Below are 12,416 nucleotides of genomic sequence, written 5' to 3'. Positions count from 1 at the left end.
CTCAGACCGCGGCCGGGGCGCGGCCCCCGGCGCTCTCGGCGGCCTCGGCCCGGGCGACCGCACCGGCGACGCGGCGCAGCTTCTTCATCGGGGCGAGCTCGGAGTCGTACACCCTCTTCACGCCGTCGCCGAGGGCGGCCTCGATGGTGCGGATGTCGCGGACCAGCCGGGTGAGGCCGCCGGGCTCGACGGAGGCCGCCTGGTCGGAGCCCCACATGGCGCGGTCCAGGGTGATGTGGCGCTCGACGAAGGCGGCGCCGAGCGCGACCGCGGCGAGCGTGGTCTGAAGGCCCGTCTCGTGGCCGCTGTAGCCGATCGGCACGTTGGGGTACTCGGCCATCAGGCTGTTGATCACGCGCAGGTTGAGCTCCTCGGCCTTGGCCGGGTACGTCGAAGTGGCGTGGCACAGAAGGATGTTGTCGCTGCCGAGCACCTCCACCGCGTGCCGGATCTGCTTCGGGGTGGACATGCCGGTGGAGAGGATGACGGTGCGGCCGGTGGCCCGCAGGGCGCGCAGCAGCTCGTCGTCGGTGAGCGAGGCGGAGGCCACCTTGTGGGCGGGCACGTCGAACTTCTCCAGGAAGGCGACGGCCTCGGTGTCCCACGGGGAGGCGAACCAGTCGATGCCGCGCCGCGCGCAGTGCGCGTCGATGGCGCGGTACTCGTCCTCGCCGAACTCCACCCGGTGGCGGTAGTCGATGTACGTCATCCGGCCCCACGGGGTGTCGCGCTCGATGTCCCACTGGTCGCGCGGGGTGCAGATCTCGGGGGTGCGCTTCTGGAACTTGACCGCGTCGCAGCCCGCGTCGGCGGCCGCGTCGATCAGGGCGAGCGCGTTGTCGAGGTCGCCGTTGTGGTTGATGCCGATCTCGCCGGTGATGTACACGGGACGGCCCGGGCCTGCGGTGCGGCTGCCGAGGGTGCGCAGACGGTTGCTCATGAGGGCGTTTCCTTTACGTGTGCGGGGGCGTAACGGGGGGGTGGGCTCGGCTCGTCAGGCTTGTGAAGGGGTGTGGTCGAGCTCGGGTCCGAGGAGCCAGGCGGCGATCTCGCGGATCGCTCCTTCGCCGCCGGGGGTGCGGGTGACGGCGCGCGCGGCGGCGCGCACCGCGTCGTGGGCGTCGGCGACGGCCACGGGCCAGCCGGCGAGCGCGAAGCAGGGCAGGTCGTTGACGTCGTTGCCGGCGTAGAGCACGCGCTGCGGGTCGATGCCCTGCTCCTCGCACCACTGCTTGAGGGCGAGGTCTTTGCGGTCGATGCCGTGCAGGACGGGGATCTTGAGCTTGTGGGCGCGGGCGGCGACGACGGGGTTCTGCTCGGTGGACAGGATGAGCAGCTTCAGTCCGGCGCGGCGCAGGGCGGCGATGCCGAGTCCGTCGCCCCGGTGCACGGCGACGAGTTCGCGGCCGTCGGAGTCGACGAGCACCTTGTCGTCGGTCTGGGTGCCGTCGAAGTCGAGGACGACCGCGTCGACGTCGTCGAGGGTGGGGCCGGGCAGCCGGTCCAGGAGGGGGGCGAGCGCGCGGGCCCGTGCCAGGTCGTGCGGCTCGTCGATCTCCAGGACCCGGGCGGGGTCGGTGCGGACGAGCGCGGTGCGGCCGAAGAAGCGGTGCTTGTGCTCGCGGAAGCCCGCGGCCTCCATGGCGTAGGCGGCCCCGGTCTCCAGGAAGTCCTGGGGGCGGTCCTGGCGGCGCGGCCGGAAGGCCTTGTCGTGGCCCATGCCCTGGCCGCCGCCGAGTTCGTCCTCGCGCCACAGGAAGCCGTGGAAGGGGGCGACGGTGACGGCGGTCTCGGCCCCGTCCTCGACGACCGCGGCCGCCACGCCCTCGATGTCCTCGCGGGTCAGGAACGGGCTGGTGCACTGCACAAGCAGCACCACGTCGGCGTCCGGGTGCGCCTCCAGGGTGTGCAGCACGGCCGCCTCGCTGCCTGCGGTGTCGCCCGAGATGGCGGCCGGGCGGTCGACCACGTCGGCGCCGGCCGAGCGGGCCGCGGCCGCGATCCCCGGGTCGTCGGTGGAGACGACCACCTCGGTGACATGGCGGGCGGCGCGGCAGGCGAGCACGGCCCGCACGACCAGCGGGACCCCGGCGACGGGAGCGAGGTTCTTGCCGGGCACCCCCTTGGAGCCGCCCCGTGCGGGAATGACGGCGAGGACTTTGGGGCGGGTGCTCGCGGAGGCGTTCGGGGATATCACAGTTCTCCCATCCGGCGGATGACGGGCGCGACCCGCTGTACGCCGTGGCGGTAGGCGCCGCGCGCCGCGTCGCGCACGGCGTCCCTGATCACCCGGCGCACCCCGGTCGGCTCGGCCGCGGGGGCCGCGCCGGGCAGGGGGGTGCCGTCGGGGGCGAGGTGGTGGCGGGCGAGGACGGCGGGCAGATAGCGGGGCGCGGTGGTGGCGGTGTAGTACGGAGCGATCGGCGGCAGGCTTTCCTTCGAAAGCAACTCGCTCATTCGCTCGCGTACGTGATCGAAGGCGTGGTGGTACGCGTCCCCCGGGGCCACCCCTTGTGCGGCCAGCCACGCGGGGTCGGGCGTGGGCCGGTGTCCGGCGTCGAGCCGGTCCCAGGAGGTCAGACAGCCGGAGCCGAGGAAGTGGTGGTTGCCGAGGACCTCGCGGACGCCGAGGTCGGTGAGCACGGCCGTCGGGACGGACCGGTGCAGGGCCTCCAGGGCGGCGGTCGAGGAGACGGTCACCAGAAGGTCGGCGCGGTCCAGGATCTCGCCCATGTTCCCGTACGCCAGCGAGAAGTTGGGCGGCAGGTCCATGCCCCGGGCGAGCTTCTGGAAGGGGTGTTCCTCCAGGTGCGTGGTGTGCTCGCCGGGCTTGGAGCGGAGCTTGAGGACGACCTCGCGCCCGGGGTGGCGGCGGGCGTGCCCGACCAGCCGGTCCAGCAGATAGCGCCGGTCGGCGCGGCTCTCGGGGACGGAGGGCTGGGCGGCGAAGACGACGGTGTCGCGGCCGGCCCGGGGGTGGTACGGAGCGCCGCCGAGGAAGGGCAGGGCGGCTTCGGTGACCGCGCCGTGGTCCGCGCCCGCTCCCTGGTACACCGCGCGGAAGCGGTCCGCGTCGTGCCGGGAGTTGGCGAGGACGACATCCGCGCCGTGGCGCAGGAGCAGGCCGTCGGCGAGCTTCTCGTAGACGACCCCGACGTAGCCGGTGACGACCACGGGCCGCCGGGCGTGCCCCCGCCACCGGGCGGCGAGCCCGTGCAGCGCGGCCTGGACCGCCCCGCCGACGAGGGCGAGCACGACGACGTCATAGCGGGGCCGGCCGCCCCGTTCAGCGCCCGCATCCCCCAACTCACCTGCTTCTGCGAGGAACTGATCCATCGTCACTTCGCGCGGGGCGGCATCCGCGACCCCCACCTCGTCGAGCTGGCGAGGGGTGGGGGTGGCGCGGCCCCGGAGCAGGAAGCCGTCGAGTTCGGGGGCGGCGGGGTCGGTCGCGGCGGATTCGGCTCCGGGGGCCTGTTCGGCGAGACGGCGCGCGGTGAGGGCGCCCCATTTCCACCGGGTGTCCGAATCCGCGAGAACCGCGATCCGCAGCCTTGAATCGGTACGTGATGGCACGCCGTAGAAACTAGGAAGCCCTGCGGATTCGCGGCCCAACTCGACTGCAACAACGGGTTAACAGCGTGACTATTCGCGGCGTGCGGGGCATGGAGGCGACCCGGTTGGCGTCCTTGCCATTCGTCGTTCATCCGGGATCTGTCTGCCGGACAACACGTATGACGGGCGGCGCCCCTAACGTCACCGCCGTGGTCAAGCTCTCCGTCATCGTGCCGTTCTACAACGTGCGCGCCTACGCACCCGACACCCTGCGAAGTCTGCGCGCGAACGCCCGCGACGACTTCGAGTTCCTGCTCGTCGACGACTGCTCGTCGGACGGCACGATCGAGCTGCTCGAACGCGCGGAGCGCGAGCTGCCGGGGGCGGTGCTGCTGAGACACGCCCGCAACGGCGGCCTCGCCACGGCGCGCAACACGGGCCTGGACGCGGCGCGTGGCGAGTATCTGGCCTACCTGGACGGCGACGACTGGCTCGCCCCCGGACACTTCGCCCAACTCCTGTCCACCATCGAGGAGTTGGGGTGTGATTTCATACGCACCGACCACGTCCAGGTGACCGGTCAGGAGCGTACGGTGCACCGGGTTCCGCACGGCCGGCGCGGCGAGGTGCTCTCACCCCGGGACGCGATCCTGCCCGCCACCCGCTCCACCTCGGTGGACTACGCGTTCGCCTGGGCCGGGATGTACCACCGAAGGCTCGCCGACCGCGGCCTGCTGCACTTCACCGACGGGCTGCGCACGGCCGAGGACCGGCCCTGGATCTGGCGGCTGCACCGCGAGGCCGATTCGTTCGCGGTGACCGGGCACCTCGGCGTCTTCTACCGGCGCGGCATCGCCTCCTCGCTGACCCAGATCGGCGATGTCCGTCAGCTCGATTTCATTCGCGCTTTCGACCAGGTAATAGAAGAAACGGCAAAGGACCGAAATGCGGCCGAACTGCTCCCGAAAGCCGTGCGGACGTACTGCGCGATCATTTCCCACCATATGAGCGGCATCGAAAGGTTCGAACCGGCCGTGGCGAGAAAACTGCGGGCGCTGAGTTCGGGAGCACTGCGACGCATGCCGCAGGACCATCTCAGGTCCGCCCTGAACTCGATGGACTCCCGGCGCGCCGCCCGGCTGCGCCGGCTGCGCCACCGTCCGGCCGCGTCCCCGGCGGGGGCTGCCGCCTGATGCCCACGACCCAGATATTCGCCGCGTCCACGCTGTACGGGGTGGCCACGCTGGCCGCCGCGCTGGACAGCGACTGCTTTCCCGCGGCGGACCGCAGACTGCTGCTGCTCAGCAACAACGCCATTGTTCCCGAGACTTCGGCCCCGCTCGACACCCTGCCGGGCTTCGCGCTGCTGCGCGGCCGCTTCGACGGGGTGCTGTCCTGGAACGACACCATCGCCCCCTTCCACCCCGGCGGCTGGTCCCCGCGCCCGGACGATGTCCCGTTGTGGGAAAGGCAGTTGAGGATGGTGTGGGGGCTCGGCGACGACCGGATCGAGCTCGCCCTGGAGTCCATCCAGGTGAACCCGGCCCAGGCCGTGGCCCAGCTGTTCCCGGACGCGCCGCTGACCGTGTACGCGGACGGCCTGATGACGTACGGCCCCACCCGCAACAAGCTGGACCCGCTGATCGGCTCACGGGTGCGGCGCGTGCTCCACCTCGACCTGGTCCCGGGCCTGCGCCCGCTGCTGCTCGGCGAGTTCGGGGTGCCGAGCGAGACGGTTCCGACGGCCGCGTTCGTACGGACGATAGGCGAACTCGCCTCGGCGGAGTTCGAGTTGAGCCCGTTGAGCGCGGTCGCTCCGGCCGGCCCGGCGGCGCCCGGCGAGCCGGTGGCGCTGCTTCTGGGCCAGTACCTCTCGGCGCTGTCCATCCTCACCCCCGCCGAGGAGGAGGAGCTGCATCTGCGCATGCTGCGGGGGGCGGCGGCGCGGGGCCACCGCAGGATCGTCTTCAAGCCGCACCCCTCCGCACCCCCGGCGTCGGCGCGCGCCCTGACGAGCGAGGCGACGAGGCTCGGCGTCCAACTGAGCATCCTGGAACGCCCGTTGCTTGCGGAGGTCCTGTATGAACACCTCTCCCCCGCGCTGGTCGTCGGCTGCTTCTCGACGGCGCTGCTGACCGCGTCGGCGTTCTACAAGATCCCGGTCGCGCGGGTCGGCACCGAGCTGCTCCTCGACCGGCTCGCCCCGTACCAGAACAGCAACCGGGTTCCGGTGACGATCGCGGACGCGCTGCTGCCGCCCCTGGAGCGACCCCTGGAGGCCGACCCGTCCCCGCCCGGGGACCTGGCGGAGCTCCTGAACGCGGTGGGCTACGCGATGCAGCCGGAGCTGCGGCCCGACCTGCGGGACGCGGCCGAGCGCTACCTCGCCGCCTCCCTGGATGCCCGCACCTGGCGGTACTTCAAGCGGCGCCGCCTGACCGCGCTGGGCCTGCCGGGCGCGCTTCCGGTGCAGCTGGGCTTCATCCCGCGCAACGCGACGGTACGCCGGGTGGCCCGCCGGGCCCGCTCCCTGGCCCGCCGCACCCGGGGGGCCCGCCGCTTCCGGTAGGGACGCCGCCGCTTCCGGCGGGGCGGGCGGGGCGGGCCCGGGCCGTGCGGGCGGCGCGGGTCACGTGCGCAGGGTGTACGTCGCCTCGATGCCCGCGATCAGCACGTCGAGGCCCTCCTCGAACCGCTCGTCATAGCTGCCGAACATCTCCGGCCCGACCGCCGCGGCCAGCGGGTAGGCGGCGAGCCGTTCCGCGCGTTCCGCCGTGTCCACCCCCGGCCCCGCCTCCCCGGGGCGGGCCATCGTGCCCTGCTCCTCGGCGACGAAGCCCATGGTGTAGGCGTACGAGGCCGTCGCGGCACGGATGGCGTCGCGCAGGCCGAAGCCGGCCTCGACCAGGATCCCGAGATAGACCTCCAGGGACTCCGCGTGGTCGTTGCCGGTGAAGCGCGCGCCCCCGTACACCTTGGCGCCGTCGCGGTAACTGAGCAGCATCGCCCGCAGCGCGCGGTTGACCTCGCGGATCAGGCCCTGCCAACTGCCCGCGTCGGCCCCGGGCACGCCGTCCGCGGCCATCCGCCGGTACATGACCGTCGCCATCTCGTCGAGCAGGGCTTCCTTGTTCTTGAAGTGCCAGTAGAGCGCGGGCGCCTGCACGCCGAGGTCCTTCGCGATGGCGCGCAGCGTGAGCCCTTCGAGGCCCGTGTCGTTCAGGAGCCGCAGCGCGGTGTCGGCGACCTGCGCCCGGTCGATCTTCGTCGTAGCCACCTTGACAATTTAACACCGTTAAGCGCACCCTTGCGACCATGGAACTTAACGGCGTTAAGGAATACGTCCTTCCGTCCACCACCGACGTCCTGATCGTGGGCGCCGGCCCCACCGGCCTCGTGCTCGCCATCGATCTGGCGCGCCGCGGCGTCCCCGCCCTACTCGTCGAGAAGGCCGACCGGCTCTTCCCCGGCTCGCGCGGCAAGGGGGTCCAGCCCCGCACCCTGGAGGTGTTCGACGACCTCGGCCTGATCGACGCCGTTCAGCGAGCCGGCCGCGACTACCCCCGGATGCTGAGCTGGGAGGGGCCCGACGGCACGGAGCGGGGCGCCGAGTGGGACATGATCGAGCGCTCCGAGCCCACCGAGGGGGAGCCCTACGCCAACGCCCTGCTCATCGGCCAGTCCCGCCTCCAGGAGGTGCTCCACGCCCATCTGCGGGCGCTCGGCGGCGATGTCGTCTTCGGCTGCGAGGCGACCGGCCTCACCCAGGACGCCGAGGGCGTCACCGCCTCCTTCGCCGACGGGCGTACCGTGCGGGCCCGCCACGTGGTCGCCGCCGACGGCGGCCGCTCCGGGATCCGGCGCGCGCTCGGCATCGCCATGGAGGGCGAGGCCGTCGACCCCAAGCCGATGCTCGTCGCGGACCTCCTGCTCACCCCGGACGTGATCGTCGACGACCGCAACTGGCATGTGTGGCGCGGCGGTTCGGGCGGCGGCGCGGTGCTCTGCCCGCTGCCCGGCGAGGCCGGTCTCTTCCAGCTCATCATCCAGTTCGACGACGAGAACACGGTCCCCGACACCGACGAGGAGGGTGTCGTCGCCCACCTCACCTCGCTCACCCCGATCGCCGCGCGCCAGGTCACCACGGTCGTCTGGGCCTCCGACTTCCGGCCGCGCGCCGCCCTCGCCACCCGCTACCGCGACGGCCGGGTCCTCCTCGCGGGAGACGCCGCGCACATCCACTCCCCGGCCGGCGGCCAGGGCCTCAACACCGGTGTCCAGGACGCCTACAACCTCGGCTGGAAGCTCGAACGGGTGCTCCGCCACGGCGCCCCCGCCGCGCTCCTCGACACCTATGAGCAGGAGCGGCTCCCGGTCGCGGCCGCGGTGCTCGGCCTGAGCACCCGGCTGCACCGCCACGCCCTCCTCACCAGGAACAGCCAGCGCGGCGGCGAGACCCGCCAGCTCGCCCTCGGCTACCGGGGCGGCCCGCTCGCCACCGGCCGCGCGGGCGCCCTGGAGGCCGGCGACCGCGCCCCGGACGGGCCCCTGCCCCGGGGCAGGATCTTCGACCTGCTGCGCGGCCCGCACTTCACCCTGCTCGCCGTCGACACCCCCGCCCCGGCCCTCGCCTCGCCTCAGGTCCACGTCCACGAACTGGGCGCGTACGAGGCGTACGGGCGCGGCCTGTTCCTGGTCCGCCCCGACGGCTACCTGGGGTGGGCCGGCGAGGACGCCACCGGGCTGCACGACTATCTGGCCTCGCTCGGCGTTCCCCAACTCCCCTGACCCGCATGGTGGTTCAGGGCCCAGCCCGGCCGGGACAAGCACCCCGCGCCCCCGCGCCCCGGTGAAATCGACGTCCGGGCAAACCCGTTCCGGCGCGAGATGAACGCCCCGCGTCGGGCAGGGGAACTCCGTCGCCACGGCCCGCTTTCCGGGGCGTGGCGGTCCTACGCTGTCGACGCCGAGGCCCGCCGGGTCGCGGTGGAACGCCGGGGACGCCGGGGAAGAGGAGAGCCGTGACCAACACCCTGCCGCGGGTACGCGCCGCCGGCGGCGGCGGGCCGACGGCCGAGCACGCCCCGGTCGCGGCCCCGGTCTCCCGGCTCCGCGCGCTCGACGGGCTGCGTCTGATCGCCGCCCTGATGGTGGCGCTCTACCATTACGGCGGCCGCTCCGGCGACATCAGCAAGGGCTGGGGCGCCTCTCCCAAGAAGCTGTTCCCCGCCGCCCACGAGTGGTTCTCCTACGGCTGCCTCGGGGTGCAGATCTTCTTCGTGATCAGCGGGTTCGTCATCTGCATGAGCGGCTGGGGCCGCCCGCTGCGCTCGTTCTTCGCCTCCCGCGTCTCCCGCCTCTACCCGGCGTACTGGACGGCGATCCTCCTGGTCACCGCGGTGTTCGCGCTGCCCTGGGTGGTCTACCAGGCGGTCACGCCCAGCGCGTTCCTGGTCAACCTGACCATGGTGCAGATGCCGCTCGGGGTGCCCCGGGTGCTCGGGGTGTGCTGGACGCTCTGGGCCGAGCTCCGCTTCTACGCGCTGTTCGCCCTGTGCGTCGTCCTGCCCGGCGCGACGCGGCGCCGGGTGGTGCTGTTCTGCGCGGGCTGGACCCTGGCGGCGGCCCTCGCCACGACGGCCCACCAGCCGTTCCTGGACGCCGTGTTCATGCCCGAGTACGCGCCCTTCTTCATCGGCGGCATGGGCCTGTACCTGCTCCACCGCGACCGCCGCGACATCACCGCCTGGGGCATCGTCGCCGTCAGCTGGGCCATCGGCCAGCACGAGGCGGTCGCGGGCCTGTGGCACAAGCCGAACCCTGCGGCCTTCTCCAACCGGCACGCCTGGGTGATCATCGCCATCGTCACGCTGGGCTTCGTCCTGGTCGGCGCGATCGCGCTCGGCCATCTGCGCCGCGCCAACTGGCGCTGGCTCACCGTGGCGGGCGCCCTGACCTACCCGTTCTACTTGGTCCACGAGCACCTGGGCTGGGTGGTGGTCGGCGTACTCCACCGAGAGCTGGGCATCCCCGCCCCGGCCACCTTCGCCCTCACCATCGCGGCGATGCTGGGCCTTGCCTGGCTGATGAACCGCTATGTGGAGCGCTGGGCGACACCGCTGCTGCGCCGAGCCCTGACCAGGCCCCGCACACCGTCCTGACCAGGGCGACCCGGCCGGTCAGTCGCCGTCCCCGTCGAGCAGAACGTCGACGGGTAGCTCCAGGGTGACGCCCACGGACGAGGGCAGGACCACGGTCGCGCCCCGTTCGTAGCGGGATCGGGTCCGATAGGTGTCGCCCACCGGATCCGTGAACACGAGGACCTCGCCGTGCTTGCGGTCCGCGACGACGTACACCGGGATCCGCGCCTCCGCGTATGTCTCGGCCTTGGTGACCAGGTCGTTGCCCCAGTTGGACGACGTCACCTCCAGGACGAGCCGGAAGACGTTCGCCGCGTAGCAGTTCTTCGTGACCAGAGCGTCCTTGTAGTCGGCGTCGACGATGGCCCAGTCCGGTTCGGCGTAGTCGTCGGGGCCGGTACCGAGCCAGACGCCGATGCCCTGGAGCGACTTGAGGCCCGCGTCCCGGCCCCCGGCCTGGCGGAACAGATAGGCGACCTCGTCCAATGCCTCTTGATGCGGGCCGTCAGGCGGTGGTGTCACGACGATGCTCCCCTTGAGGACCTCCACGCGATGTCCGGGCAGCGCCTCCGAGAGGCGGTCGGCGGCTTCGCCGATCGTCATCTCGTTCAGTATTACGGCCACGGCATCCTCCATTCGGGAGACCACTCTCCACCGAGAGTAACCGGAGGCGTCCCGCGTCCGCCTCCGGCCACTCGAAGGAGGGACACCTCCTCCGGGCGCCGCCCTGGACCCCGTCGTTTCGCGCCTGAAGGGCGCTCGTCTTCACAGGCCGGACGGGCTGAAGATGCCCGGTGCGGGCCGGCACCGACCCGCCAGGGGCGCGGGGAACTGCGCGGGGAGCGACCACGGCCGCAGGGGAAGGCGGGATTCAGGAGGGGTACGGCGGGCCGTGCCGAGGGGGCCACGGCCCGCAGGGGGAGCGGGCTCGGCGGCGGCGCCTAGAACGCGTCCGTCGGCACGTACGTCCCCCACACCTCGCGCAGCGCGTTGCAGACCTCGCCGACCGTGGCGCGGGCCCGCAGGGCGTCCTTCATCGGGTACAGGACGTTGTCCTCGCCCTCGGCCGCCTTCTTCAGCTCGGCCAGCGCCGCGTCCACCGCTCCCTGGTCGCGTTCGGCGCGCAGGGTGGCCAGGCGGGCCGCCTGCTGGGCCTCGATCGCCGGGTCGACGCGCAGCGGCTCGTACGGGTCCTCGGTCTCGACCTGGAAGCGGTTGACGCCGACCACGACCCGCTCGCCGGAGTCGGTCTCCTGGGCGATGCGGTAGGCCGAGCGCTCGATCTCGCCCTTCTGGAAGCCGTGCTCGATCGCGTTGACCGCGCCGCCCAACTCCTCGACCTTCGCCATGAGTTCGATGGCCGCGGCCTCCACCTCGTCGGTCATCTTCTCGACGACGTACGACCCGGCGAAGGGGTCGACGGTGGCGGTCACATCGGTCTCGTACGCCAGCACCTGCTGGGTGCGCAGGGCGAGGCGCGCGCTCTTGTCCGTCGGCAGGGCGATCGCCTCGTCGAAGGAGTTGGTGTGCAGCGACTGGGTGCCGCCGAGCACCGCGGCCAGGCCCTGGACGGCGACGCGGACCAGGTTGACCTCGGGCTGCTGGGCGGTGAGCTGCACGCCCGCGGTCTGCGTGTGGAAGCGCAGCATCAGCGACTTGGGGTTCTTCGCGCCGAACTCCTCACGCATCACCTTGGCCCAAATGCGGCGCGCGGCACGGAACTTGGCGACCTCTTCGAGGATGGTGGTGCGCGAGACGAAGAAGAAGGAGAGCCGCGGGGCGAAGTCGTCGACGTCCATGCCGGCCGCGACGGCGGTGCGCACGTACTCGATGCCGTCGGCCAGCGTGAACGCGATCTCCTGCGCGGGCGAGGCGCCGGCCTCGGCCATGTGGTAGCCGGAGATCGAGATGGTGTTCCACTTGGGGATCTCGGCCTTGCAGTACTTGAAGATGTCCGCGATCAGGCGCAGCGAGGGCTTCGGCGGGAAGATGTAGGTGCCGCGCGCGATGTACTCCTTGAGCACGTCGTTCTGGATGGTGCCGGTGAGCTGGTCGGCGGAGACGCCCTGCTCCTCGCCCACCAGTTGGTACATCAGGAGCAGCAGCGCGGCGGGCGCGTTGATGGTCATCGACGTCGACACCTTGTCGAGCGGGATGCCGCCGAACAGGATGCGCATGTCGTCGACCGAGTCGATGGCGACGCCCACCTTGCCGACCTCGCCCGAGGCGATCGCGGCGTCCGAGTCGTGGCCCATCTGGGTCGGCAGGTCGAAGGCGACCGACAGGCCCATGGTGCCGTTGGCGATGAGCTGCTTGTAGCGGGCGTTGGACTCGACGGCGGTGCCGAAGCCGGCGTACTGCCGCATCGTCCAGGGCCGGCCCGTGTACATCGACGGGTACACGCCGCGCGTGAACGGGTATGCGCCGGGCTCACCCAGCTTCTCGGCGGGATCCCATCCGGCGAGGGTGTCCGGTCCGTAGACCGGTTCGATGGGCAACCCGGATTCCGACTCGCGCGCCATGTGCTGTGCCTCCCGCTAGAGCTCTACTACTCACTGGTACCCAACCCTCGCGACGGACTGTAGCGGCGGGCGTGCGGCGGGTGGAGAGGCGCACGCTGGGAGCTTGCTCACAGCTTCCGCGATGCGGTCCGCTGCTTTTGCAACCGTTCGGGGCGGGAAGCTGTCTCAGGGGACACAAGAGGAATCAAGGGGGGCGACC

Annotated in this window: 10 protein-coding genes; 4 read left to right on the top strand and 6 right to left on the bottom strand. The window is 72.1% G+C overall.

Annotated elements, in window-relative coordinates:
- Position 1: 1 nt before the first annotated feature.
- From N4G70_RS11225 to N4G70_RS11215, 3 genes are read right to left on the bottom strand one after another with little or no spacing between them, the layout of a single operon-like run.
- Positions 2-940: an N-acetylneuraminate synthase family protein gene (locus N4G70_RS11225; protein ID WP_261712402.1), complete on the bottom strand. Its 939-nt coding sequence runs from the start codon at positions 938-940 to the stop codon at positions 2-4.
- 54 nt (positions 941-994) lie between these two features.
- Entirely contained in the window at positions 995-2,197 is a 1,203-nt protein-coding gene (locus tag N4G70_RS11220; protein WP_399034990.1) for a cytidylyltransferase domain-containing protein, read from the bottom strand.
- Positions 2,194-3,576: a DUF6716 putative glycosyltransferase gene (locus tag N4G70_RS11215; RefSeq protein WP_261712401.1), complete on the bottom strand. Its 1,383-nt coding sequence runs from the start codon at positions 3,574-3,576 to the stop codon at positions 2,194-2,196. Before N4G70_RS11215 ends, N4G70_RS11220 begins: the two co-directional genes overlap by 4 nt.
- A 188-nt stretch (positions 3,577-3,764) precedes the next feature.
- Here N4G70_RS11215 and N4G70_RS11210 point away from each other — a divergent pair, with 188 nt between their 5' ends.
- Complete coding sequence (locus tag N4G70_RS11210; protein WP_261712400.1) at positions 3,765-4,748, top strand: glycosyltransferase family 2 protein; 984 nt, start codon at positions 3,765-3,767, stop codon at positions 4,746-4,748.
- Positions 4,748-6,124, top strand: coding sequence for an alpha-2,8-polysialyltransferase family protein (locus N4G70_RS11205; RefSeq protein ID WP_261712399.1), 1,377 nt, complete (start codon positions 4,748-4,750; stop codon positions 6,122-6,124). The genes N4G70_RS11210 and N4G70_RS11205 overlap by 1 nt, the downstream gene beginning before the upstream one ends.
- 60 nt (positions 6,125-6,184) lie before the next feature.
- Here the strand turns inward: N4G70_RS11205 and N4G70_RS11200 are convergent, their stop codons facing one another.
- Positions 6,185-6,832: a TetR/AcrR family transcriptional regulator C-terminal domain-containing protein gene (locus N4G70_RS11200; RefSeq protein WP_261712398.1), complete on the bottom strand. Its 648-nt coding sequence runs from the start codon at positions 6,830-6,832 to the stop codon at positions 6,185-6,187.
- A gap of 38 nt (positions 6,833-6,870) precedes the next feature.
- Between N4G70_RS11200 and N4G70_RS11195 the strand changes: the two genes are divergently transcribed.
- Both N4G70_RS11195 and N4G70_RS11190 read left to right on the top strand, forming a co-directional pair.
- A complete protein-coding gene (locus N4G70_RS11195) occupies positions 6,871-8,343 on the top strand; it encodes an FAD-dependent monooxygenase (RefSeq protein ID WP_261712397.1) in 1,473 nt (490 codons plus the stop codon).
- A 233-nt stretch (positions 8,344-8,576) separates the two neighbouring features.
- A complete protein-coding gene (locus N4G70_RS11190) occupies positions 8,577-9,716 on the top strand; it encodes an acyltransferase (RefSeq protein ID WP_261712396.1) in 1,140 nt (379 codons plus the stop codon).
- Positions 9,717-9,734: 18 nt separating this feature from the next.
- Here the strand turns inward: N4G70_RS11190 and N4G70_RS11185 are convergent, their stop codons facing one another.
- A complete protein-coding gene (locus tag N4G70_RS11185; protein WP_261712395.1) occupies positions 9,735-10,319 on the bottom strand; it encodes a Uma2 family endonuclease in 585 nt (194 codons plus the stop codon).
- Between the two features lie 317 nt (positions 10,320-10,636).
- Entirely contained in the window at positions 10,637-12,217 is a 1,581-nt protein-coding gene (locus tag N4G70_RS11180; protein ID WP_261712394.1) for a methylmalonyl-CoA mutase, read from the bottom strand.
- Positions 12,218-12,416: the final 199 nt, after the last annotated feature.

This window comes from Streptomyces sp. ASQP_92, from assembly GCF_025399895.1.
GTDB lineage: Bacteria > Actinomycetota > Actinomycetes > Streptomycetales > Streptomycetaceae > Streptomyces.
The sequence above is the reverse complement of the archived record's forward strand: the minus strand, read 5'-3'. Positions and strand labels throughout refer to the sequence as shown.

What these genes read in the sequence shown, in the direction of transcription:
- N4G70_RS11225 (WP_261712402.1), bottom strand. Translation starts at nt 940, where the DNA reads ATGAGCAACCGTCTGCGCACCCTCGGCAGCCGCACCGCAGGCCCGGGC.
- N4G70_RS11205 (WP_261712399.1), top strand. Translation starts at nt 4,748, where the DNA reads ATGCCCACGACCCAGATATTCGCCGCGTCCACGCTGTACGGGGTGGCC.
- N4G70_RS11195 (WP_261712397.1), top strand. Translation starts at nt 6,871, where the DNA reads ATGGAACTTAACGGCGTTAAGGAATACGTCCTTCCGTCCACCACCGAC.
- N4G70_RS11180 (WP_261712394.1), bottom strand. Translation starts at nt 12,217, where the DNA reads ATGGCGCGCGAGTCGGAATCCGGGTTGCCCATCGAACCGGTCTACGGA.